The organism is Bordetella sp. H567 (genome assembly GCF_001704295.1).
Taxonomy (GTDB): domain Bacteria; phylum Pseudomonadota; class Gammaproteobacteria; order Burkholderiales; family Burkholderiaceae_B; genus Bordetella_C.
In genome coordinates this window covers 2,317,722-2,340,922 of the sequence record NZ_CP012334.1, presented here as the reverse complement: position 1 = coordinate 2,340,922, position 23,201 = coordinate 2,317,722, and the positions used below count along the sequence as shown (strand labels likewise).

The 23,201-nt window shown below is 65.8% G+C and carries 18 protein-coding genes and 1 pseudogene; 10 read left to right on the top strand and 9 right to left on the bottom strand.

Annotated elements, in window-relative coordinates; genetic code table 11:
* Positions 1 to 59: 59 nt before the first annotated feature.
* The 7 genes and pseudogenes from cheW to flhD all read right to left on the bottom strand — a co-directional run bounded on the left by cheW (position 60) and on the right by flhD (position 6,250).
* The gene (cheW, locus tag AKI39_RS10490; protein ID WP_066635305.1) at positions 60 to 560 is read right to left on the bottom strand and encodes a chemotaxis protein CheW; all 501 of its coding nucleotides are present in this window, start codon (positions 558 to 560) and stop codon (positions 60 to 62) included.
* A 10-nt stretch (positions 561 to 570) separates the two neighbouring features.
* Complete coding sequence (gene cheA, locus AKI39_RS10485) at positions 571 to 2,667, bottom strand: chemotaxis protein CheA (RefSeq protein WP_066635303.1); 2,097 nt, start codon at positions 2,665 to 2,667, stop codon at positions 571 to 573.
* Positions 2,668 to 2,682: 15 nt separating this feature from the next.
* Complete coding sequence (locus tag AKI39_RS10480) at positions 2,683 to 3,075, bottom strand: response regulator (RefSeq protein WP_066635300.1); 393 nt, start codon at positions 3,073 to 3,075, stop codon at positions 2,683 to 2,685.
* Positions 3,076 to 3,313: 238 nt separating this feature from the next.
* Positions 3,314 to 4,237 (bottom strand): annotated as a pseudogene (motB, locus tag AKI39_RS10475) (flagellar motor protein MotB); the annotation flags it as partial.
* A gap of 15 nt (positions 4,238 to 4,252) precedes the next feature.
* A complete protein-coding gene (motA, locus tag AKI39_RS10470; protein WP_066635297.1) occupies positions 4,253 to 5,125 on the bottom strand; it encodes a flagellar motor stator protein MotA in 873 nt (290 codons plus the stop codon).
* A 197-nt stretch (positions 5,126 to 5,322) separates the two neighbouring features.
* Entirely contained in the window at positions 5,323 to 5,904 is a 582-nt protein-coding gene (flhC, locus tag AKI39_RS10465; protein WP_066635294.1) for a flagellar transcriptional regulator FlhC, read from the bottom strand.
* Positions 5,905 to 5,926: 22 nt separating this feature from the next.
* Positions 5,927 to 6,250 carry a flagellar transcriptional regulator FlhD gene (gene flhD / locus AKI39_RS10460; RefSeq protein ID WP_066635283.1) on the bottom strand — a complete coding sequence of 108 codons (324 nt, stop codon included), beginning with the start codon at positions 6,248 to 6,250 and terminating at the stop codon, positions 5,927 to 5,929.
* Between the two features lie 421 nt (positions 6,251 to 6,671).
* Here flhD and AKI39_RS10455 point away from each other — a divergent pair, with 421 nt between their 5' ends.
* From AKI39_RS10455 to AKI39_RS10410, 10 genes are all read left to right on the top strand, one after another.
* Positions 6,672 to 7,427 (top strand): RNA polymerase sigma factor FliA, encoded by a 756-nt coding sequence (locus AKI39_RS10455; RefSeq protein ID WP_066635280.1) that lies wholly within the window; start codon positions 6,672 to 6,674, stop codon positions 7,425 to 7,427.
* A gap of 243 nt (positions 7,428 to 7,670) precedes the next feature.
* Complete coding sequence (locus tag AKI39_RS10450) at positions 7,671 to 9,371, top strand: FliC/FljB family flagellin (RefSeq protein WP_066635277.1); 1,701 nt, start codon at positions 7,671 to 7,673, stop codon at positions 9,369 to 9,371.
* Between the two features lie 191 nt (positions 9,372 to 9,562).
* Complete coding sequence (locus tag AKI39_RS10445; RefSeq protein WP_066635274.1) at positions 9,563 to 13,261, top strand: O-linked N-acetylglucosamine transferase family protein; 3,699 nt, start codon at positions 9,563 to 9,565, stop codon at positions 13,259 to 13,261.
* On the top strand, positions 13,258 to 14,031 hold the full coding sequence (gene rfbF / locus AKI39_RS10440; RefSeq protein ID WP_066635271.1) for a glucose-1-phosphate cytidylyltransferase: 774 nt from the start codon (positions 13,258 to 13,260) through the stop codon (positions 14,029 to 14,031). Before AKI39_RS10445 ends, rfbF begins: the two co-directional genes overlap by 4 nt.
* Positions 14,013 to 15,098, top strand: coding sequence for a CDP-glucose 4,6-dehydratase (gene rfbG / locus AKI39_RS10435; protein ID WP_145925240.1), 1,086 nt, complete (start codon positions 14,013 to 14,015; stop codon positions 15,096 to 15,098). The genes rfbF and rfbG overlap by 19 nt, the downstream gene beginning before the upstream one ends.
* A complete protein-coding gene (locus AKI39_RS10430; RefSeq protein WP_066635268.1) occupies positions 15,095 to 15,658 on the top strand; it encodes a dTDP-4-dehydrorhamnose 3,5-epimerase family protein in 564 nt (187 codons plus the stop codon). The genes rfbG and AKI39_RS10430 overlap by 4 nt, the downstream gene beginning before the upstream one ends.
* Positions 15,655 to 16,878 carry a class I SAM-dependent methyltransferase gene (locus AKI39_RS10425; protein ID WP_066635265.1) on the top strand — a complete coding sequence of 408 codons (1,224 nt, stop codon included), beginning with the start codon at positions 15,655 to 15,657 and terminating at the stop codon, positions 16,876 to 16,878. Before AKI39_RS10430 ends, AKI39_RS10425 begins: the two co-directional genes overlap by 4 nt.
* Entirely contained in the window at positions 16,875 to 17,702 is an 828-nt protein-coding gene (locus AKI39_RS10420; protein WP_066635261.1) for an NAD-dependent epimerase/dehydratase family protein, read from the top strand. Before AKI39_RS10425 ends, AKI39_RS10420 begins: the two co-directional genes overlap by 4 nt.
* 3 nt (positions 17,703 to 17,705) lie before the next feature.
* A complete protein-coding gene (locus AKI39_RS10415; RefSeq protein WP_066642702.1) occupies positions 17,706 to 18,755 on the top strand; it encodes a class I SAM-dependent methyltransferase in 1,050 nt (349 codons plus the stop codon).
* Entirely contained in the window at positions 18,748 to 19,521 is a 774-nt protein-coding gene (locus AKI39_RS10410) for a cephalosporin hydroxylase family protein (protein WP_066635258.1), read from the top strand. Before AKI39_RS10415 ends, AKI39_RS10410 begins: the two co-directional genes overlap by 8 nt.
* A 163-nt stretch (positions 19,522 to 19,684) precedes the next feature.
* Here AKI39_RS10410 and lpdA read toward each other — a convergent pair whose 3' ends face one another.
* Together lpdA and aceF are read right to left on the bottom strand one after the other, a co-directional pair.
* Positions 19,685 to 21,496 (bottom strand): dihydrolipoyl dehydrogenase, encoded by a 1,812-nt coding sequence (gene lpdA / locus AKI39_RS10405; RefSeq protein ID WP_066635255.1) that lies wholly within the window; start codon positions 21,494 to 21,496, stop codon positions 19,685 to 19,687.
* Positions 21,497 to 21,508: 12 nt separating this feature from the next.
* Positions 21,509 to 23,200, bottom strand: coding sequence for a dihydrolipoyllysine-residue acetyltransferase (gene aceF / locus AKI39_RS10400; protein WP_066635252.1), 1,692 nt, complete (start codon positions 23,198 to 23,200; stop codon positions 21,509 to 21,511).
* Position 23,201: the final 1 nt, after the last annotated feature.

The following is a 23,201-nucleotide window of genomic DNA, read 5'->3' as shown; positions in this document are numbered from 1 at the left end:
TGCATACCCCTATCGGACAGCTTGGTCTCCGCGCACCGTCCTCTCCGTATGGATGCCGCTCAGACGGCGGCTTTTTCCACCAGCGCCATCTCGTCGCTGGTCATCAGCTTTTCGATATCCACCAGGATCAGCATGCGGTCGTCCACGGTACCCAGGCCGGTCAGGTATTCCGTGGAGAGCGTGGCGCCGAATTCCGGGGCCGGCCGCACCTGGCTTGCGCCCAGCATCAGCACGTCGGACACGCCGTCGACGACGATCCCCACGACGCGGCGGTCCAGGTTCAGGATGATCACCACCGTCTGCTCGTTGTATTCGACCTTGCCCAGGTTGAACTTGATGCGCAGGTCGACGATAGGGACGATGATGCCGCGCAGGTTCGTCACGCCCTTGATGAAGGACGGCACATTGGCGATGCGCGTGACGGTGGCCGCGTCATAGCCGCGGATCTCCTGCACCTTCAGGATATCGATGCCGTACTCTTCCTCGCCCAGCGTGAAGACCAGGAACTCGCGGCCGATGTCTTCGACGCGGGCGCCCTGCGATTGCGGTTTGGCTGCCATGTGTTTCTCCTCAGTTCAAGACCGCTTCGGCCGGTACCCACTTCTCGCGGTTCGCGCGGGCCATGGCGAACACGTCGATGATCAACGCGACGCTGCCGTCACCCAGGATGGTGGCCGCCGATACGCCGGGTACCTTGCGGTAATTCGATTCCAGATTTTTCACGACGACCTGGTGCTGGCCCACCAGATGGTCGACCAGCAGCGCGAAGCGCCGGTCCTCGGCTTGCATGATCACGGCGATGGCCTGCGTCGGATCCCTCTGCGCATCCGCCACCGAGAACACCCGATGCATTTCGACCAGCGGCAGGTATTCCCCGCGCACGTGCATGACGCGCTCGTTGCCCGCCACCGAATAGATCTGGTCGTTGGTCGGCTGCAGCGATTCCGTGACGTGGTTCAGCGGCAGGATGAAGGTTTCCGCGCCGACGCGCACCGACATGCCGTCCAGGATGGCAAGCGTCAGCGGAAGCACGATGCGGGTCGTCGTGCCGTTGCCGGGCACGGACGACAGCTGCACGTGGCCGCCCATGTCCTGGATATTGCGGCGCACGACGTCCATGCCGACGCCACGGCCCGAAATATCGGTAATCTGTTCGGCCGTGGAGAACCCTGGCGCGAAAATGAGCTGCCACACCTCGTCGTCGCTGGCGTTCTCGCTGACGGCGATGCCCTGCTGGATGGCTTTCTTCAAGATGCGCTCGCGGTTCAGCCCGCCGCCGTCGTCGCCGACCTCGATCACGATGTTGCCGCCGCTGTGCTGCGCCGACAGGACCAGTTGGCCCACCGGATCCTTGCCCGCCGCGATGCGCGTTTCCGGCGTCTCGATGCCATGGTCCAGGCTGTTGCGCACCAGGTGGGTCAAGGGGTCGATGATGCGCTCGATCAGGCTTTTGTCCAGCTCGGTCGCGCGGCCGTAGGTCTGCAATTCGATCTGCTTGCCCATCTTGCCCGCCAGGTCGCGGACGAGGCGCGGGAAGCGGCTGAACACGTAATCCATGGGCATCATGCGCACGGACATGACCGCTTCCTGCAAGTCGCGCGCATTGCGTTCCAGCTGCTCCATGCCGTTGAGCAGGCGGTCGTGCAGCACCGGATCCAGCGTGGACGCGGTCTGCGCCAGCATGGCCTGGGTGATCACCAGCTCGCCGACCAGGTTGATGATCTGATCCACCTTCTCGACGCCGACGCGGATGGAGGTCGACTCCTTGTCCGCCGCGGGCGCGGCGCCGGCCCCGCGCTGCGCACGCGGTGCGCTGCTTTCAGGCACCGCGGGCTTGGGCGCAGCGGGCGCGGCCGGCACCGGCGGGGCGGCCGGCGCGGCCACCGCGGCTGGCTGGGCCTGGGCTTGCGCGGCAAAATCCGCCGCGGCCTGGGCGAAATCGTCCACGGCATGGTCCGCAGCCGGTACCGCTTCGCGGCCGATGGCGATCTGGTCCGCGTCGACGATGAAGCAACAGACGGCCTCGATATCGTCGGCCGAGCAGGTGCTTTCCAGCCATACGGTCAGGCCGCCGCCCAGCTGATCGCTGGCCAGCACGCGGCCCAGGTTGTTCATTTCTTCCAACAAGGACTGGGCGTCCTTCGCCGAAACCTTGTTGATACGGACGCGCAGCGGCAGGTTGTCCGCGGCCGGCGCCGGTGCTTGCGGGACGGGCGCGGCGGCCACGGGCGCGACAGGCGCGGGCGCGGACGTGGCGCCCTGCCCGCCCTGTTGTTCCAGCGCCAGCTGGCGCAGGACGTCGCATATGCGCTCGTAGGCGGCGGCGTCGGGCTCCTCGGAGGCGCGATAGGCGTCCAATTGGCTTTTCAGCACGTCCTTGGTTTCCAGAAAAATGTCGATCATGTCCGTGCGCAAGGCCATTTCGCCGCGGCGGATGGCATCGAGCAGGTTTTCCAACAGGTGGGTGGTTTCGGCCAGCTGCGTGAAGCAGCCGAAGGTCGCGGCGCCGCCCTTGATCGAGTGTGCCGCCCGGAAGATCGCGTTCAACTGCTCGATGTCGGGCTGGCCCGCGTCCAGTTCGAGCAGCAGCTGCTCCATCTGGGCAAGCAGTTCGTCCGCCTCATCGAAGAACGTCTCGTAAAACTGGCTCAGGTCAAGACCACTCATGACGCCTTTCTCTTCTCAATGCGAGGGCTCGCCGGGCAGACCCAGGAGCTCCGACGCCATTTCCACCAACACGTCCGGGTCGACCGGCTTCTGCAGCCAGCCGCATACGCCCAGGTCGCGCGCGGCGGTCTTGCTTTCGATGTCCTCTTCGGTCGTCAGCACCAGGACGGGCACTTCCTGGTAGCGCTCCACCTGGCGCAGCCCGCGTATCAACTCCAGGCCGCCCATCACCGGCATATTCCAGTCGCTCACCACGAGATCCACAGGCTGGCCCTGTTCCATCGCCAACGCCAGCGCATCCTTGCCATTGCCGGCGGCCAGGACTTTCCAGCCGGCCCCCGTCAGGGTGGCCTGGACTATCATGCGCATCGTCGCGGAATCGTCCGCGACCAGTATCGTCGCCGTCATGGTCGAACTGCTCCTATTGTGCGGGGCGCGCCGGCACGATTACGGTCGTCCTGGCGCCCGTCCCCGTGGCCGCCGGGCCATACGCCGCGGGCGCCTGTGCCGGCCCCTGTCCCGTCGTGGTGGTGTAACTCACTCCCGTGGCGGAGGCAGGCTGCCCCGTCCCGGGAACGTCCTCGATCACGCCGCTGCGACGGGCCGGCGGGGCGGCCGGCGGGGCGGCGGGCGGAGCGGCGGGCGGGCTGGACAATGCCCGCGTCAGGTTCGAACCCACCTGCTTCGCGTCTCCGGCCGAGACATCCGCCGCTGCCGCGTTCTCGCGCTCCAGCCGCTCCTGCGTCGCCTTGTTCAATACCACCAGACTGATACGTCTATTAACGGCAGCATAGGCGTCATCTTTAACCAGGCTGACACTGGACGACAGGCCCATCACGCGGGCCACCTTGGTCTCGGTCATGCCGCCGGCGACCAGTTCCTGCCGCGAGGCATTGGCCCGGTCGGCCGACAGCTCCCAGTTGCTGTAGGCGCGTTCGCCGCGCGCATACTGCGTGGCGTCGGTATGGCCGGAGATGCTGATCTTGTTGGGAATCTCGTTCAGGACGGGCCCCAGTTCGCGCAGGATGTCGCGCATATAGGGCTGGACCTCGGCCGAACCGGTGGCGAACATCGGCCGGTTCTTGTTGTCGATGATCTGGATGCGCAGCCCTTCGGTCGTCATGTCGATCAGCAGCTGCGGCCGGAAATTCTTCAGGATCGGACTGCTCTCGATCAGGTTGTTCAGGCGCTTCTGCAGGTCTTCCAGGCGGCGCTGGTCACGGCGCTGCGCTTCGTCGCCCTGGACCTGAGCCTGGACGCGATTGCCGTCGGCGCGGCGCACATCCCCATCGCTGCGCAGCGGGTCCGCGCCACCGCCCGGAATGGCGCTGGAGTTGGCCGAGTTATTCGGGCCGCGCGTCAGGGCCACCGCGAGCGGCATGCGGAAATACTCCGCGATGCCTTTCAGCTCTTCGCGCGGCACGACGCTGATCAGCCACATGACCAGGAAGAACGCCATCATCGCGGTGATGAAGTCGGCGTAGGCGATCTTCCAGCTGCCGCCATGGTGTCCGCCATGCGCGCCTTTCTTGCGGCGGATCACCACGCGGTGGTTGTTGACGGGAGCCATGCGGACGCTTCCCGATCAAGCCTTGGAGGTGGAGGTCTTGGCCTGGCGCACGTGCTCTTCCAGCTCGGCGAACGACGGACGCACGCCGGAGAACAGGACCTTGCGGCCGAATTCCACCGCCAGCTGCGGCGGATAGCCGTTCATGCTGGCCAGCAGCGTGGTCTTGATGCATTCCAGGATCTTGACCGCCTCGCTGGTCTGGCGATCCACGCGCGAGGCCAGCGGTGAAACGAAGCCGTAGGCCAGCAGGATGCCCAGGAAGGTCCCGACCATCGCCTTGGAGATCAGGTCGCCCAGCACCGCCGGCGGCTGGTCCACCGCGGCCAGCGCCTTGATCACGCCCAGCACCGCGGCCACGATACCGAAGGCGGGCATGGCGTCGGCCACGCCCTGCAGCGCCTGGACCGGAACGTGGCGCTCATGCCGGAACGTCTCGATTTCCTCGTCCATCAGCGTTTCGATTTCGAACGAGCTCATGTTGCCGCTGATCATGATGCGCAGGTAGTCGGTGATGAACTCCATCAGCTTCTGGTCCTTCATGATGCGCGGGCATTCAGTGAAGATGGGGCTGGAGGCCGGGTCCTCGATGTGGGACTCGATGGCCATCAGGCCCTCGCGCCGCGCCTTGTTCAGGATCACGTACATGAGCGACATGAGCTCCATGTACACGTCCTTGCCGTATTGCGCGCCGCGCAAGGCATTGGGGACCGCGGTCTTGACCAGCTTCAGCGACTTGCGGCTGCTGCCCGCCAGGAAGGCGCCCGTCGCCGCGCCGGCGATCAGGGTGAATTCGAAAGGCTGGTACAGCGCGCCCAGATGGCCGCCCAGGGCAACGAAGCTGCCGACGACGGACGCGATCACCACGAGATAACCAATAACAATCAGCACATCAGGCCCCTGCCAAGCGTAGATGTATTACACGAGCGCCCATGATCCCCCGAGACCGTCGCCGCGAAAGCGTGGTTTACGGGGAATTTTCAGGGGCATTTGGGGTTATTGAGCACGGCAGGCGGCATGAACCGCCGGGCCGCCCCGGCCTTCCGGGCCCTTCGGGGACGGGCGCGCATGCCCAGCCCCCGGGGTGTTCACGACCCGACGACGTCGGCGACTGGGGCGGCGCGGCGGCCAGCGCGTTCCTTCGCGGCCGCGCGCGTCTTGCCCGCACGCGGGGGCGGGCGGCAGATCGCGCAGACGAAATCGGAGCGCGGATCATGCGCATGGGCGATGAAATGCCCGCTGCATTGCCGGCATTCGGACAGCTGCAGCATCTTGCCGTCGAAGAACCTCACCAGCATCCAGGCCCGGGTGAAGCTCAATACGGGCTCGCCCTGCTCCACATCGGTCACCCCGGCATGTTCGAGGTACAGGCGGTAGGCGTCGATGATCGCCCGCACGCCTTTGCTGCCGGTGTGCTCGTTCAGGAACTTGTAGACGTTATAGAACAGCGACGAATGGATGTTCGGCAGCCAGGTCATGAACCAGTCCACCGAGAACGGCAGCATGCCCTTGGGGGGCGAGCAGCCGCGGATCTCGCGGTACAGCCGGGCGAGCCGGTCGTGGCTCAGGCTGGTTTCCGACTCCAGGACTTGCAGCCGGGCGCCGAGACTGATCATGGCGCTGGCCAGCAGGATCTCGTCGGCTTCTTGGGAAACGCTTTTGATAGCCATGACCGTCGCAGAATAAGAAAAATCAGGCCAGTTGTTCGACGGGCTGTTTGGCCAGCAGGATGGTGGCGTGCGCCTGCTGCAGGGCGCCGCCCAGCACATCGTGCGTCAGCGCGGACAACAGGCTGTAGTCGTCGAAGCGGAACCGGCACAGCAGCGAGCTCGAGCTCGCCAGCTTGACCAGCTGCGCGGGCGATAGCCGCATCAGGATGTCGGCGACCTGTTCGCTGAAGCCGAGCCGGAACATGGACGCCGCATAGTCGTCGCGGAGCATGCGCTGGGCGAGGAGCAGGTAGGACAGGTTCACTTCTCGAATATCGGCGAGCAAAGTGTTCTCATGCTGTTTCATCGGATATCCCTTCTTCACTCTTCAGTTCTGTCCCTGGACCAGTCGGCCGGCGTGCCAACTGGTTACTTTGCCTGTGCAACAAATCTCGAAATATTTCTTTTGTTCCCAGAAGTCATGCAATTTACCATGTGCGATGTCATTTTGTATGACAGACGTGACGATTCTTTGTTCTGAGTCAAATATCGCACCTCTGAGACATATATAGCAACAAAGACTTTGGTGAGTGTAAGGCAATTCCGTAAACAAGCATTAGAAAGCTTGTGTCTTTGTGCCAATGAAGCCGTAGGAACTGCGCACAATGCAGGGTGAAACGTCCAGTCACCGTGGTGTAGGCGCCGCATTCGTAACAACTGACAATGTCGCGCGCAGGCAACAAAGCAAAGACCGGTGAAGAGACGCGCCAACCTTCTACCCGACCGCGATGCCCCTTTCCGAAGATCGCCTGGCTGAATACGCGCCCCTGGTGCGCAAGCTGGCCCTACAACTGCTGGCACGCCTGCCCGCCAGCGTGGAACTGGACGACCTGATCCAGGCGGGGATGATCGGTTTGCTGGACGCGGCGCGGCGCTACCAGGAGGTGGTGGACGCCCAGTTCGAGACCTATGCCACCGCGCGCATACGCGGCGCCATGCTGGACGAACTGCGCAACCAGGACTGGCTGCCCCGCAGCGTGCGCAGCAAGGCCAAGCGCATCGACCAGGCGGTCGCGCAGTTGACGCAACAATTGATGCGCCCGCCCACGGAGGCCGAAATCGCCGGCCACCTGGACCTGTCCCTGCCCGAATACCATCAGTTGCTCTATGACGCCCAGGGGGCGCAGGTCGTCCATTACGAGGACTTCGGCACGGAAAACGGCGCCGATGCCCGGGACGGCGACTGGGTCGCCGGCGCGGCCGAAAGCGGCCCTTGCGGCAATCCCCTGGACAGCCTGCTGGCCACCGACTTTCGCAACGCCCTGGTGGAAGCCATCGCCGCCCTGCCCGACCGGGAAAAGCTGCTGCTGTCGCTGTGCTACGAGCAGGGCCTGAACCTGAAAGAAGTCGGCGCGGTCATGGGCGTGACCGAGGCGCGCGTCTGCCAGTTGCGTTCGCAGGCAATGTCGCGCCTGCGCGCCAAACTGAAGGAAGGCGCCTGGCAGCAATTGCCGGAAGACGTGCGCATCGCCTACGTCGCGTGACGCCCGCTCCTCATCCTTTGCATATATCTTTCAAAAGATAACAGCCGACCCCGCCTGTTCCCCCCAGGCGAGGGTGCGACAGTCGGAAATTTTTCGCTGCCTATCCCCCTAAAGGTTTACTGAAGCTTGCCGTTACCCAGACAGCGGCGCGGCATGCGGCCATCACCCTGGTGGACGATTCCGCGCCCGCAGGGCGGCCTGGCTGCCCGGTTTGAAGAAGCCTTTCTCTCTTGGGAGCTATTCATGGCTGCAGTGATCAACACCAACTACCTCTCTCTGGTTGCCCAAAACAACCTGAACAACTCGCAGTCGGCCCTGGGCTCTGCGATTGAGCGCCTGTCCTCCGGCCTGCGCATCAACAGCGCCAAGGACGACGCCGCTGGTCAAGCGATTGCAAACCGCTTCACCGCCAACGTGAACGGCCTGACCCAGGCTGCTCGCAACGCGAACGACGGCATCTCCATCGCGCAAACGACGGAAGGCGCCCTGAATGAAATCAACAACAACCTGCAGCGCGTTCGCGAACTGACGGTTCAGGCCCAGAACGGCACGAACTCGCAGTCCGACCTGGATTCGATCCAGGCTGAAATTCAGCAGCGCCTGGGCGAAATCGACCGCGTGTCGGCCCAGACCCAGTTCAACGGCGTGAACGTGCTGGCCAAGGACCAAAGCCTGACCATCCAGGTCGGCGCCAACGACGGCCAGACGATCAACATCAGCCTGAAGGGCATCACCTCCAAGTCCCTGGGCCTGGACGGCTTCAACGTCAACGGCACGGGCACGACGCAGAACCGCACCGCCACGGTCAGCGACCTGGTCGCCGCCGGCGGCGCGACCGCGGGCGCCAACACGTACACCGTGACGACGACGTTCGACGCCGTGACGGCAGACCAGGCGTTCAGCAAGCTGAACGACGGCGATCAGGTGATGGTCAAGGGCGACGGCACGGCCACCACCCCCGACGTTACCTACACGTACAGCGCCGCGAGCGGCAGCTTCACGTACGACGCCACGCTGGATACCACCAGCGCCGCGGCCGTTACCGCCGTTACCAGCGACTACCTGCCGACCACCGGCACGGTCACCGGCACCTACGACGCCACCAACGGCGCCGTGGCGACCTTCCAGGTGGACTCCACCGGCAACGTCACCATCGGTGGCCAGAAGGCGTTCCTGACGGCCGCCGGCGAGCTGACCACCAACGACACGAGCGGCAGCGCGACGCAAGCCACGCTGGACGACCTGTTCGCGTCCGGCCTGGGCGCTATTTCGGGTTCGAAGCTGACGATCGGCGGCACGACCTACAAGGGCGACGGCACCGGCGCCGTGACGTACACCGCCACCGCCACCAAAGACACCGTCCTGACGGATCTGAAGACCGACGCGAACGCAAACTCGACGATCAAGTACCAGAGCGGCCTGCTCTCCGCTACGGCGACGTTTACCTCCGGCAAGTCGACCGACACGTACGTCGATAACGATGGCGGCTTCACCACCATCAACACGTACGACACGACCTACAGCGTCGATCCGGACACCGGCACGGTCACCGTCAAGGCGACGGACGCCGCCGTGGCTGGCACGAAGTACGAGGAGAAGGTCGGCGACACCGTCAATCTGGATTCCGCCGGTCACCTCACGACCAAGACGACCAGCGCCGGCAAGCTGACCAGCAACCCGCTGGCCGCCCTGGACTCGGCTCTGCAGGACGTCGATACGCTGCGCAGCGGCCTGGGCGCGATCCAGAACCGCTTCGAGTCGACCATCGCCAACCTGAACAACACGGTCAACAACCTGTCCGACGCCCGTTCGCGTATTCAAGACGCCGACTACGCGACCGAAGTGTCGAACATGACCCGTGCTCAGATCCTGCAGCAGGCTGGTACCTCGGTCCTGGCGCAAGCCAACCAGGTTCCGCAAACCGTGCTGTCGCTGCTGCGTTAATCGCGGCGGATCGATCAAGTCGGTACGCTGGACACGCCGCAAGGCGTGTCCAGCTTCAAACCCCCGGCCCCTGGCCGGGGGTTTTTCATTTAGGCCGGAACTGGCGGGAATTTCGCTCGTTCAACGGCCGATTGCCCGGGACGGCCCGCGGGTAAGCTAGCCCGGATCATTCATCTCCGCTGCTCCGCGACATGGCGAAATCCTCCGTTCTGAAATCCGCCCGGCCGACGCCGGATTCCGCAAATACGAAAGACGCTGCCGCGGAACCAGGGCGCGCCAGGAAAAGACCGCTGCCCAAGACCCCCAGGGGACTGAAGCAGCTGGCGCAGCGCCTGCGCGACGAAGGCAAGTTCGACGACGCGCGGGCGGCCCTGCGTGCCGCCGCCGAGCTCGCCCCGACGGACCCGCAACCATGGATGATGCTCGGCTATATCGACATGGCACAGGGCGAGCACGCCGCCGCCCGCGGGCATTTCGAACAGGCGTTGGCGCTGGAGCCCGAGGACGCCGACGCGAACCAGGGCATGGCGACGATCTTCTACCTGAGCTATGAGAATGAATCGGGCCTGCGCTATATCGACCGCACGCTGGAAAAGCGGCCGGACCACCCGATCGCCCTGATCTGCAAGGTGCAGATCCTGACGCGCCTCTTCCGCATGGAAGAGGCCTCGGCGCTGTGCAGCAAGTTGATCGAAACGGAATCGGATCGCGAGAAGAAAGCGACGCACTGGAACGACCTGGGCAATATCCATCGCGCCATGGGCCAGCTCGAGCAAGGCGAAATCGCCTACCGCAAGGCCGCGTCGCTGACGGATACCGACCCTGCCCCGCTCTCCAACTGGCTGACCTTGCTGCACTACATGCCGGATCGCAGCCCGCTCGATATCCTGCAAGCGTGCAAGGAGTGGGCGCGCAAGTTCGCCCCGACCGTTCCGCTGCCACGGCCGGTGCCCGCCGATCGCTCGCCGGACCGCAAGTTGCGGATAGGGATGTTCTCCGATGGATTCAGGCAGCATCCGGTCGGCGCGATGACCACGTCGGCGCTCGAACACCTAGTCAAGCTGGGATTCGAGCTGTACATCTACACGACCAATAGCCGCGTGGACGAGATCACGCAGCGGGTCATGGCGATCGCCACGCGATGGGCGTCCATCGCCAATGTACGCGACGAAGAGCTGGCACGCCGTGTCCGCGAAGACGGCATCGATGTCCTGGTGGACCTGGCGGGCCATAATTCCGGCAACCGGATACGGACGATGACGCTGCAGCCCGCGCCCATCCTGATGAAATGGGTCGGCGGCCTGATCAACACGACGGGCGTCGAGGCCATCGACTACCTGTTGACCGACAACATCGAATCGCCGCCCGGCAGCGACAGCTTCTATACCGAAAAGCTGGTGCGCATGCCGGACGACTATATCTGCTATGTGCCGCCCAGCGACGCACCGGACGTCGCCCCGCTGCCGGCGCTGAGGAACGGCTACATCACCTTCGGCTGCTTCAACAACCCTGCCAAGGTCAACGAGGTTGTCCTCGCCAAGTGGGCTGGCCTGCTGAACGCCGTGCCCACATCGCGTCTTTACCTGAAGGGCGGCGCCTACGGCAGCGTGGAGATGCAGCAGCGTATCCTGGGCATCCTGGCGGCGCACGGCATCGACGCGGACCGGGTGCGCCTGGAGGGCCAGTCCGTCCATGCGGCGCACATGGCCTGCTACAACGAGGTGGACATCGCGCTGGACCCCTGGCCCTACTCCGGCGGCTTGACCACCTGCGAAGCCATGATGATGGGCGTGCCGGTCGTCACCCTGCCCGGCCCCACGTTCGCCGGCCGCCACTCCGCGACGCACCTGATCAACGCCGGCATGCCGGAACTGGTCGTCGCCGACTGGGAGCAGTACCACGCCCGCGTGCTGGAACTGGCGGGCGACCTGCAAAGCCTGTCCACGATCCGCCGCCATCTGCGCGACACCTTGCTGCGCTCGCCGGTCTGCGATGGGCGCCGGTTCGCCGGCAACCTGGCCCAGGCCCTGCGCGCCATCTGGCAGCGCTATTGCGAAGACAAGCCGCCCGCGGCCTTGAGCTTCACGCCGGAAGGACAACCCTGGTTCCAGGGCGACGCATCTCCCACCGTCGTCAGCCAGCCACCGGCGGACCCCGACGCCCAGTCCTTCGAGTTCTCCTTCCAGGGCAAGGTCGTCACGCTGGATCACGGCGCAAACCTGCTGCGCTCCAGCGCGTTCACTTCGCTGGCGGGCCTGCGCGGATTGCAGCTGGTGCAGATCGACCCTGCCAGCCAGGCCGCCGATGGGGAATCGCTGAAGCAGCGGGGCCTGCTGCATGACTACCATGCGCACGTCGCGCTGGGCGACGGTAAGCCGGCGACCCTCTACGCCTGCCTGAATGCGTCGGCATCCGGCACGCTGGAACCGCTGCCCTCGGATCGCGAACCGGCGATCCTGCGGCCCGGCTTGACCGTCCTGACCCGATTGCCCATCGCCACGGTCGCGCTGGATAGCATCGAAGGCCTGGACTACATCGACTGGCTGGTGCTCGGGGGCGCCTACGACAGCGTGGCGATCCTGGATGGCGGCCAGCGCCTGCTGCAGTCCGCGCTGGTGGTGCAGGTGGCCGTCAATTTCGTCGCGGCCTACCGCGACCAGCCGGACCTGTCATCCCTCTCCGCGCGGCTGAACGCCGCCGGCCTGGTGCTGCTGCGCTTCGACGACGCGCGGTACGCCAGTGCCTTGCCAGCCGACCGCACCCGGCCCCACACCGGCTCGCAGCTCACGGTGGCGCAAGGCGTGTTCATTCCCGGCGACCAGAAGCTGCGCAGCTTGCCGGCCAACGCGCTGTGGAAGCTCGCCTTCATCCTGCATTCGGCCTACGGCGCGACCGACGCCGCCTACCGGGTGCTCTGCCATATCGACCCGCAGGTAGGGGAACGCTTCCTCGCCAACTGCGGCTGGCTGAAAACCGCAGACACCGCGTCCCAGGAGACGCGAAGCGCCGGCGATGCCCGCCGCGCGGCAACCGTGCTGTCCGCGGCGGAATACCTTGCCCGCCCCGCGCCTTACGCAAAGGTCTGCGTCGGTGTCCCGGTGTACAACGAGGCCCGGCACATCGAAGCCACCATCAGGAGCCTGCAGGCGCAGCAGGTGGAGGACGTGCGCTTCCTTATCAGCGACAACGGGTCCACCGACGGGACGCTGGACATCATCCGGGACGTGGTCGGAAACGACGAACGCTTCAGCATCGTCCGGCAGGAAAGCAACATCGGGGCGATAGGCAATTTCCGCTGGGCCCTGGCGCATTCGTCCTCGAAATATTTCATGTGGCTGGGTGCGCATGACTGCCTGTCCGACGGCTATCTGGCCTCCGTCCTGACCCGCATCGAGCAGGCAGACGACGTCTCCATGGTCTGCGGGATGCCGCACTCGATCATCGGTACGACGGTCGCGGCCGTCCCGTCGGCCGTATACGATTTTTCCGACCCTTCGGCCCTGCATCGCTACATGAGCTCGGTCGCGCTGCTGGCGAATTGCACCATCCTGCATTCCCTCTTTCGCCGTGAACAGCTGGAGGGCTTCGATATCCGCGAAACCATCTCCTGGGACCACGTCGTGATCAGCCGCCTGCTTTGGGGCGGCAAACTGGCCTTTGACGATAAGGCGCAGTACTACCGCCGCTACTTCCCCACGCGCGCCGAGGGGCGCGAGGAAAGGCTCTCCGCCGGCAAGGCGCGTCAATTCCCGCGCAAGGATTTCTACGATTACTACGTCGAGGATTTCTCCCGGCTGGCCACCACGGCCCTGTCGGCCAGCGAGGTAAAGAAGCACGCCAAGGCGATACGCGACGTCCTGAAAAAGCGCTTCGAAAAGGTGCCCGAGTGAAAGCGATTATTCTCGCGGGGGGGCTGGGCACGCGCATCTCCGAAGAGACGATCACCCGCCCCAAGCCCATGGTGGAAATCGGCGGCAAGCCCATCCTGTGGCACATCATGAAGATCTATTCGGCGCACGGCGTGAATGATTTCGTGATCTGCTGCGGATACAAGGGCTACATGATCAAGGAATACTTCGCCAATTACTTCCTGCACATGTCGGACATTACGTTCGACATGGCGAACAACAAGATGGTCGTGCATGAGCGCAAGGCCGAACCCTGGCGCGTCACGCTGGTGGACACCGGCGAACACTCCATGACCGGCGGCCGTCTCAAGCGTGTCGCGCAGTACGTCAAGGACGAAGAGGCCTTCTGCTTCACCTATGGCGATGGCGTGGCGGACATCGACATCTCGTCGCTGATCGCCTTCCACCGCGAACACGGGCGGGCCGGCACGGTGACGGCGGTGCGGCCGCCCGGGCGTTACGGCGCGCTGATGCTGGACCGCACCCGCGTGACCGGCTTCCAGGAGAAGCCCCCCGGGGACGGCGGCCTGATCAACGGCGGCTTCTTCGTGCTTGCGCCATCGGTCCTGGACCTTATCGAACACGACGGCAGCAGCTGGGAAGGCGAACCGCTGGCGCAGCTGGTGCGCCAGGACGAGCTTCGCGCTTACGAGCATGACGGGTTTTGGCAGCCGATGGATACCCTGCGCGACAAGAATTACCTGGAAGAACTCTGGAGCACGGGCACGGCGCCATGGAAGCGATGGGACTGACTTCCCGCTACCTTCCCGATGCGGGGTTCTGGCAAGGGCGGCGGGTACTGTTGACGGGACATACCGGCTTCAAGGGCGGTTGGCTGGCCTTCTGGCTGCACCGCCTGGGCGCGCGCGTCACCGGCCTGTCCCTGGCCCCGGCCACCGCGCCCAATCTTTTCGAAGCCATCGGCCTGCAAACGCTATGCGAGAGCCGCATCGGCGATATCCGCGATCCGGCATCGGTGCGCGAGGCGGTTTCCGCGGCCCAGCCGGAAGTGGTGCTGCACCTGGCGGCGCAGCCGCTGGTACGCGCGGGCTATCGGGCGCCGCTGGACACCTTTGCCACCAACGTGATGGGCACGGCCCAGGTGCTGGATGCCTTGCGGGACGCCCCGTCCGCGCGCGTCGCGGTGATGGTCACCACCGACAAGGTCTATCGCAACCGTGAATGGATATGGCCGTACAGGGAAGACGATGCCCTGGGTGGCCACGACCCCTACAGCGCCAGCAAGGCCGCCTGCGAAGCAGCCATCGACAGCTGGCGCGCGTCTTATCTGGACGCCCAGGGCGTTGCCGTTGCCAGCGCCCGCGCGGGCAACGTCATCGGCGGTGGCGACTGGTCCGAGGACCGCTTGATCCCCGACGCCGTGCGCGCCTGGCAGGCTGGCCAGGAGCTGGACGTCCGTCGCCCCGATGCCGTACGGCCCTGGCAACACGTCATCGAACCGCTGGCGGGCTACCTGGCGCTGGCCGAGGCGCTCTGGCGCCAGCCCGGCTTGCCGCGTGCCTACAACTTCGGCCCGCCACCGCATGAGGCGGCATCGGTGCGGGATGTGATCGAACTGGCCCGGACCTTCCTGCCCGGCGCGCGGGTGCGCTACGGCGAGGCACCGCAGGGGCCGCACGAGGCCGGCCTGCTGGCCCTGGACACGTCGCGTGCCCGCTCCACGCTGCGCATCGGGCAGCGCTTCGGGCTGGCCGAAGCCGTGCGGCGCACGCTGGCCTGGTATGCGGATCACGCCAAGGGCGTACCGGCCGCCACGCTGTGCGAGCGCGATATCGAGGCATGGACGCGCGACGAATGAAACGCCTGGATAGCCACGATACCCCCATCCCCGGAGTGCGCCGCGTCGTGTCGGCGCGCCTTGGCGATGCCCGCGGCCATCTGGCACGGGTGTTCTGCCGCGACGAGCTGGCCGACGCAGGCTGGACCGGCCCGGTTGCCCAGGCCAACATGACGCTGACCCATGCGCGCGGTACCGTGCGCGGCCTCCATTACCAGGAACCCCCGGACGCGGAGATGAAGCTGGTGCGCTGCGTGCGCGGCGAGGTCTGGGATGTGGTGCTGGACCTGCGGCGCGGCTCCCCGACCTTCCTGCGCTGGCATGCCGAACGGCTGTCCGCCGCCAATCTGACCGCGCTCCTGATTCCCGAAGGCTGCGCCCATGGATTCCAGACGCTGACGGATGACGTCGAAATGCTTTACCTGCACTCGGCGCCTTATGCCGCCGCGAGCGAGCGCGGCATCAGCGCCACGGACCCGCGCGCGCGCATCGCATGGCCCTTGCCGATCGCGTCCATGTCGGAGCGCGATCGCGCGTTCGCCCCGCTCGCGGACAACTTCGAAGGCATTCTTCTGCCATGAACTGTCGCCATTGCGCCCACCCCCTGCAACACGTATTCCTGGACCTGGGCTACGCGCCGCCTTCCAACGCCTATCTGACGCGCGAGGACCTGAGCCGGCCGGAGAAACATTTCCCCCTGCGCGTGCGCGTATGCGAGGCGTGCTGGCTGGTCCAGACGGAAGACTATGCCCAGGCCGACGAACTGTTCAATGCCGAATACGCGTACTTCTCCAGCACGTCCACCGGATGGCTGGCCCACGCGCGGCGCTATGCGCAGGATATGTCGCGCCGACTGGCACTGAACGCGGAAAGCCTGGTCATCGAAGTGGCGTCCAATGACGGATACCTGCTGCGCAACTTCATCGAGATGGGCGTGCCCTGCCTGGGCATCGAACCCACGGACAGTACGGCCGAGGCGGCGGAGCGGCTGGGCATTCCGGTATTGCGCGAATTCTTCGGGCGCGCCCTGGGCGAGCGGCTGGCGCGCGAAGGCCGGCAGGCCGACCTGATCGCGGGCAACAACGTGTACGCCCACGTGCCGGATATCAACGACTTCACCCAGGGCCTGCAAGCGGCCCTCAAGCCGGCGGGCACCATCACGCTGGAATTTCCCCACGTGATGCAGCTGATCCGGCAGGTGCAGTTCGATACCGTCTATCACGAGCATTTCTCGTATCTGTCGCTTTATACGGTGCAGCGCATCTTTGGCGCCGCCGGGCTGCGGATATTCGACGTGCAGACGCTCGATACGCATGGCGGGAGCTTGCGGGTGTTCGGTTGCCATGAGACAGACGGCCGGCCGTCCACCGATGCGGTCGAGCATGTGCTTGCGCAGGAGGCGGCCGCGGGCTTGCGCGACCTGGACACCTACCTCGGCTTCCAGCAACGCGCCGATCGCGTGAAGGACGACCTGCTGGCCTTTCTCCTGGAGCAGAAAAAGGCGGGCCGGAAAGTCGTGGCCTATGGCGCCGCGGCCAAGGGCAACACACTGCTGAACTACGCGGGTATCAAGCCGGACCTCCTACCGCTGGTCTGCGACGCGGCCGCGGCCAAGCAGGGCAAGTTCATGCCGGGCAGCCATATCCCCATCCTGGCGCCGGATGCGCTGGCCGAAAGCCGGCCCGATTTCGTGCTTATCCTGCCGTGGAACATCGCACCGGAGGTCAGGCGGCAGAACGCATCCCTGGCCGAACGCGGCGTGCGGTTCGTCACGGCCGTACCCGGCCTGGTCGTCCAATGAAGCAGAAAGTGCTGCTTACCGGCGCCTCCGGCTTCGTCGGCAGGCATGTGCTGGCCCGCCTGCATGCCGCCGGCGTGCCGCTGCGTGTGATTGCCCGCCCCCGGCGCGACAGGGGCGCGGACTGGCCGCCCGGCGCCGAGATCATCGAGACCGGGGACCTGTTCGCCGAGCCCGCCGCGTGGTGGGCGGATGTCGCGGCCGGATGCAGCCGGGTATTGCATCTGGCCTGGTACGTGGAGCCAGGGCTCTACCTGCGATCGCCGCGCAACCTGGACTGCCTGGCCGGCACGCTGGCCATGGCGCGGGGATGCGCGCGCGCCGGCGTATCGCGCTTCGTGGGCGTCGGCACCTGCTTCGAATACGACACCAGCGCCGGGCACCTGTCGGTCGATACGCCCCTGCGACCCATGTCTCCCTATGCCGCGGCCAAGGCCGCCGCCTACCTGGCGCTGGACGGCTTTCTCCGCGAAGCGGGCATTTCCTTTGCCTGGTGCCGCCTGTTCTACCTGCACGGCGAAGGGGAAGACCCGCGCCGCCTGATCGCCTATGTCAGGCAGCGCCTGGCCCAGCGGCTGCCGGTGGAATTGACGCACGCGAACCAGGTCAGGGACTACATGCCGGTCGAGGATGCCGCCCGCGATCTCGCGCAGCACCTGATGGGCGAACGCCAAGGTGCGATCAACGTGTGTTCAGGGCGTGCCGTGACGGTGCGGGCCCTGGTCGAGGCACTCGCCGACGCGTCCGGCCACCGCGACCTGCTGCGTTTCGGCGCCCGTCCCGACAACGACATCGATCCGCCCGTCATCGTAGGCGTGAAGGACTGAATGATGAGCGAGATTCTCTACGAACAACGGGACTTCCCGGTTTTCCAGAACCGCATGTACGCGACGCGCGCGGCGGCACGCCAGTGCCCCAAGGGCGACATCCGCCTGGCCCAGGATCCCAACACAGGGATCGTCGCCAACCTGGCCTTCCGGCCCGAGCTGATGGTGTACGACGAGCACTACCAGAACGAGCAAGGCAATAGTCCCTCCTTCCAACGCCACCTGGCGGACGTGGGCGACATCGTGGAACGCCTGCTGGGACGGCAGAGCCTGGTGGAAGTGGGCTGCGGCAAAGGCTATTTCCTGGAAACATTGGCCGACCGCGGCTGCGATATCGCCGGCTTCGACCCTGCCTACGAAGGCGAGAACCCGCGTATCCGGCGCGAGCTTTTCGCGCCTTCGCTGGTCGGGCGCGGCGCGGGATTGATCCTGCGCCACGTCCTGGAGCACATACAGGACCCGCTGCCCTTCCTGCGGCAGCTGGCCCAGGCCAACGGCCATGCCGGCCGCATCTATATCGAGGTGCCCTGCCTGGACTGGATCCTGGCCCACAAGGCGTGGTTCGACTTCTTCTACGAGCATGTCAACTACTTCCGCCTCGATGACTTCCACCGCATCTTCGATCGGGTGATCGAGTCGGGCCGGATCTTCGGCGGCCAGTACCTGTACGTCGTGGCGGACCTGGGCAGCCTGCGCCAGGCGCTTCCACCGGCGCAACCCGTTGGGCTGCCGGACGGCTTCCTGTCGTCCATCGAGCGGCTGGGCGCGTCTCGCACCGGGGCCGGGGTGGTCTGGGGTGGCGCCTCCAAGGGCGTGATCTTCGCCTTGCTGATGGAACGGCGGGGCCGCGCAATCGACACCATCATTGACATCAACCCGGCAAAACAGGGCAAGTACATCGCCGCGACGGGACTCCAGGTCAGCACGCCCGAAGCCGCGCTGGGCGGCCTGCCGGCCGGTGCGCCCATCTATGTGATGAATTCCAACTACCTGCCGGAAATCAAGGACATGACTGGCAATGCCTATACCTACATCGGAGTCGACGATGAATGACTCGTTCCAGAAAGAAGTCGCCGCCCGCATCGACGCCAATGCGCACGATGATGCGTTGAAGCAGGCGGCACGCGGATTCCTGCTGGCTTCCATCGCGCCCAAGTATTCCTACAACTTCAATTGGCTGGGCCGCCCCATCATCCAGTATCCGCAGGACATGGTGGCGATGCAGGAACTGATCTGGACGGTCAAGCCGGACCTGATCATCGAAACCGGCATCGCGCACGGCGGATCGCTCATCCTCAGCGCCTCGATGCTGGCCCTGCTGGACATGGAAGAAGCCATCGCGGCGGGTACGACCATCGATCCGCGGCAATCGCGGCGCAAGGTGGTCGGCATAGACATCGATATCCGCCCGCACAACCGCGAGGCCATCGCGGCCCACGCCATGTCCTCGCGCATCCAGATGATCCAGGGCTCCAGCATTGCCCCGGAAGTGGTGGACCAGGTCCGGGCCTTGGCGGCCGGGCACCAGACGGTGCTGGTATGCCTGGACAGCAACCATACGCATGCGCACGTGTTGGCGGAACTGGAGGCATACGCGCCGCTGACCAGCGTGGGCAGCTACTGTGTCGTGTTCGATACCGTGGTGGAGGATCTGCCCGCGTCCCTGTCCAACGACCGCCCCTGGGGCCCCGGCGACAATCCCAAGACGGCAGTGTGGGACTACGTGCGGCGCCATCCGTCCTTCGAGATCGACCGGGATATCGAAAACAAGGTGTTGATTTCGGTCGCGCCCGACGGCTATCTGAAGAGGACTTCCTGAGGCAGCCGGCGCGGGCAATGGCGCGGCAGGATTTTCTTGCCGCCGCACCGCCCCGCGGCAAGAAAAACGGCCCGCATTGAACCGACCCCCGAAGGCTGGATTTGCGTCCAGCTTCGGGAGCGGTCCGACGCGGGCCGCTCTTTTTCCAACAGGCTGCGGCTGGCTACTTCTTCTTCACCGGCGGCAGATCCGTGCAGACGCCTTCGGCGACTTCCGCGGCCATGCCCACCGATTCGCCCAGCGTGGGATGCGGGTGGATCGTCCTGGCGATGTCCACGACATCCGCGCCCATCTCCACGGCCAGCGCCAGTTCGCTGATCAGGTCGCCGGCATGCGTGCCGACGATGCCGCCGCCCAGGATGCGGTGGTTGTCCGCGTCGAAGATCAGCTTGGTGAAGCCTTCGTCGCGGCCGTTGGCGATGGCGCGGCCGGACGCCGCCCACGGGAACACGCCCTTCTCGATCTTGATGCCCTGCTTCTTCGCGTCGTCCTCGGTCAGGCCCACCCATGCCACTTCGGGGTCCGTATAGGCCACGGAAGGGATCACGCGCGCATCGAAGAAAGACTTCTCGCCCGACGCCGCTTCCGCCGCCACGTGGCCTTCATGCACGGCCTTGTGCGCCAGCATCGGGTTGCCGACGATGTCGCCGATGGCGTAGATGTGCGGCACGTTGGTGCGCATCTGTTGGTCGACCGGAATGAAGCCCCGGTCGGTCACCGCGATGCCGGCCTTGTCGGCGCCGATCTTCTTGCCGTTGGGGGAACGTCCCACGGCCTGCAACACCAGGTCGTAGCGCTGCGGCTCCTTGGGGGCGCCCTCGCCTTCGAAGCTCACGTAGATGCCGTCCTTGCGGGCTTCGGCGGCCACGGTCTTCGTCTTGAGCATGATGTTGTCGAAGCGCGGCGTGTTCATCTTCTGCCACACCTTGACCATGTCGCGGTCCGCGCCCTGCATCAGGCCGTCCAGCATCTCGACCACGTCCAGGCGCGCGCCCAGCGCGGAGTACACCGTGCCCATTTCCAGGCCGATGATGCCGCCGCCCACGATCAGCATTTTCTTGGGGATGCCGCGCAGCAGCAACGCGCCGGTGGAATCGACCACGCGCTCGTCGTCGGGCATGAAGGGCAGCCGCACCGCCTGGCTGCCCGCGGCGATGATGGCCTGCTTGAAGCGCACCGTCTGCGTCTTGCCGTCCGCGCCCTTGACGGTCATGTGATGGGGATCGGCGAATTCGCCCACCCCGGTCACCACCGTCACCTTGCGCATCTTGGCCATGCCACCCAGGCCGCCGGTCAGCTTGCCGACCACGCTGTCCTTGAAGCTGCGCAGCTTGTCCAGGTCGATCTTGGGCTCGCCGAAACTGATGCCGTGATCGGCCAGCGCCTTGGCTTCTTCCATCACGGCGGCCACGTGCAGCAAGGCCTTGGAGGGAATGCAGCCCACGTTCAGGCAGACGCCGCCCAGCGAGGAATAGCGCTCCACCAGCACGGTCTTCAGGCCCAGGTCCGCGGCGCGGAAGGCGGCGGAATAGCCGCCGGGGCCCGCGCCCAGGACCAGCATGTCGCATTCGATGTCCACGCCGCCCGAATACGTGGCGGCGGCCGGCGCGACGGCGGCCGCGGCGCCCGCCGCGGGCGGCGGCGCGGATTTCTCGGCCGCGGGAGCGGGCGCGGACGCGTCGGGCGCCGGCGCCGCTGCCGCCTGGACCGGCGCGGCCTGCGCCGCCCCGGCTTCGGCCGGTTCCAGGTCCAGGATGGCGGTGCCCATGGACACCTTGTCGCCGACCTTGACCTTCACCGCCTTGACCACCCCGCCCTGCGAAGACGGGATTTCCATCGACGCCTTGTCCGATTCCACCGTGATCAGGCTTTGTTCCGCCTTGATGCTATCGCCGGCGGCCACCAGCACTTCGATGACCTCGACTTCCTTGAAGTCGCCGATATCGGGAACCTTGATTTCCACCGTATTGCTCATATCGATCCCCGATTACAGCGCGATGCGGCGGAAGTCGGCCAGCAGCGCACCCAGATAGGCATTGAAGCGGGCGGCGGCCGCGCCGTCGATGACACGGTGGTCATAGGACAGCGACAGCGGCAGCTTCAGGCGCGGCACGAACTGCTTGCCGTCCCATACCGGTTTGAACTCGGAGCGCGACACGCCCAGGATGGCCACTTCGGGCGCATTGATGATGGGCGTGAAATGCGTGCCGCCGATCCCGCCCAGCGAGGATATCGAGAAGCAGCCGCCCTGCATTTCGGACGGCGACAGCTTGCCGTCGCGCGCCTTCCTGGCCATTTCGGAGGTTTCGCGCGCCAGGTCCAGGATGCCTTTCTTGTCCGCATCGCGCAGCACGGGCACCACCAGCCCATTGGGCGTGTCGGCCGCGAAGCCGATGTGGTAGTACTGCTTGAGCACCAGGTTGTCGCCATCCAGCGATGCGTTGAACTCGGGGAACTTCTTCAGCGCCGCCACGATCGCCTTGATCAGGAAGGCGAGCATGGTGACCTTGATCCCGGCCTTCTCGTTTTCCTTGTTCAAGGTCACGCGCAGCGCTTCCAGGTCGGTGATGTCCGCTTCGTCGTTATTGGTGACGTGCGGGATCATGACCCAGTTGCGGTGCAGGTTCGCGCCGGAAATCTTCTTGATGCGCGACAGCGGCTTGGCTTCGACGGGACCGAACTTGCTGAAGTCGATCTGCGGCCAGGCCAGCACGTTCAGGCCGCCGACATTGCCGCCTGCCGCCGCGCCGGCCGCGGCGGGCGCGCCGCCGGCCAAGGCCTGCTTGACGAAGCCGCGCACGTCTTCCTGCGTGATACGGCCCTTCGGGCCGCTGCCCGCCACGCGCGCCAGGTCCACGCCCAGTTCGCGCGCGAACTTGCGCACCGACGGTGACGCGTGCGGCAGCTGGCCGGGCTTGAGATCGGCGGCGGGCAACGCGGCAGCGGGGGGCGCCGGCCGTGCGGCAGCCGCGGGCGCGGGCGCCGCGGCAGCCGCGCTTGCCGGTGCGGCCTGCGCCGGGGCGGCGGCCGGAGCGGGCGCGGCGGCCTGGCCGGACGGCGCGGCAGCCGGGGCGCCGCCTTCCACCACGACCAGCGGCGTGCCCTTGGACACCTTGTCACCCACCTTGACGCGCACTTCCTTCACCACGCCGCCCTGCGACGCGGGGATTTCCATCGAGGCCTTGTCCGACTCCACCGTGATCAGGCTTTGCTCGGTCTTGATCGTGTCGCCGACAGCGACCATCACTTCGATGACCTCGACTTCCTTGAAGTCCCCGATGTCCGGCACCTCGATGACGGCTTCGCCGCCGCCCGCGGGCGCGGGCGCGGGCGCCGCCGCCTGGGGCTGCGCGGCCGCCTGGGCAGGCTGGCTCTGGGGCTGGGCCGCGGGCTTTTCTTCCTGCTTCGCCGGCGCGGCGGCGGGCGCTTCGGCCGCGCCGCCCGCTTCCAGTTCCAGGACGACCGTGCCCATGGACACCTTGTCGCCAACCTTGACCTTCACCGACTTGACCACCCCGCCTTCGGACGACGGGATTTCCATGGACGCCTTGTCCGACTCCACCGTGATCAGGCTCTGTTCGGGCTTGATCGTGTCGCCGGGAGCCACCAGCACTTCGATGACTTCGACTTCCTTGAAGTCGCCGATGTCAGGTACCTTGATTTCCACCGTATTGCTCATG

What these genes read in the sequence shown, in the direction of transcription:
- cheW (WP_066635305.1), bottom strand. Translation starts at nt 560, where the DNA reads ATGGCAGCCAAACCGCAATCGCAGGGCGCCCGCGTCGAAGACATCGGC.
- cheA (WP_066635303.1), bottom strand. Translation starts at nt 2,667, where the DNA reads ATGAGTGGTCTTGACCTGAGCCAGTTTTACGAGACGTTCTTCGATGAG.
- AKI39_RS10480 (WP_066635300.1), bottom strand. Translation starts at nt 3,075, where the DNA reads ATGACGGCGACGATACTGGTCGCGGACGATTCCGCGACGATGCGCATG.
- flhC (WP_066635294.1), bottom strand. Translation starts at nt 5,904, where the DNA reads ATGGCTATCAAAAGCGTTTCCCAAGAAGCCGACGAGATCCTGCTGGCC.
- flhD (WP_066635283.1), bottom strand. Translation starts at nt 6,250, where the DNA reads ATGAAACAGCATGAGAACACTTTGCTCGCCGATATTCGAGAAGTGAAC.
- AKI39_RS10455 (WP_066635280.1), top strand. Translation starts at nt 6,672, where the DNA reads ATGCCCCTTTCCGAAGATCGCCTGGCTGAATACGCGCCCCTGGTGCGC.
- AKI39_RS10450 (WP_066635277.1), top strand. Translation starts at nt 7,671, where the DNA reads ATGGCTGCAGTGATCAACACCAACTACCTCTCTCTGGTTGCCCAAAAC.
- AKI39_RS10445 (WP_066635274.1), top strand. Translation starts at nt 9,563, where the DNA reads ATGGCGAAATCCTCCGTTCTGAAATCCGCCCGGCCGACGCCGGATTCC.
- rfbG (WP_145925240.1), top strand. Translation starts at nt 14,013, where the DNA reads ATGGAAGCGATGGGACTGACTTCCCGCTACCTTCCCGATGCGGGGTTC.
- AKI39_RS10430 (WP_066635268.1), top strand. Translation starts at nt 15,095, where the DNA reads ATGAAACGCCTGGATAGCCACGATACCCCCATCCCCGGAGTGCGCCGC.
- AKI39_RS10425 (WP_066635265.1), top strand. Translation starts at nt 15,655, where the DNA reads ATGAACTGTCGCCATTGCGCCCACCCCCTGCAACACGTATTCCTGGAC.
- AKI39_RS10420 (WP_066635261.1), top strand. Translation starts at nt 16,875, where the DNA reads ATGAAGCAGAAAGTGCTGCTTACCGGCGCCTCCGGCTTCGTCGGCAGG.
- AKI39_RS10415 (WP_066642702.1), top strand. Translation starts at nt 17,706, where the DNA reads ATGAGCGAGATTCTCTACGAACAACGGGACTTCCCGGTTTTCCAGAAC.
- AKI39_RS10410 (WP_066635258.1), top strand. Translation starts at nt 18,748, where the DNA reads ATGAATGACTCGTTCCAGAAAGAAGTCGCCGCCCGCATCGACGCCAAT.
- lpdA (WP_066635255.1), bottom strand. Translation starts at nt 21,496, where the DNA reads ATGAGCAATACGGTGGAAATCAAGGTTCCCGATATCGGCGACTTCAAG.
- aceF (WP_066635252.1), bottom strand. Translation starts at nt 23,200, where the DNA reads ATGAGCAATACGGTGGAAATCAAGGTACCTGACATCGGCGACTTCAAG.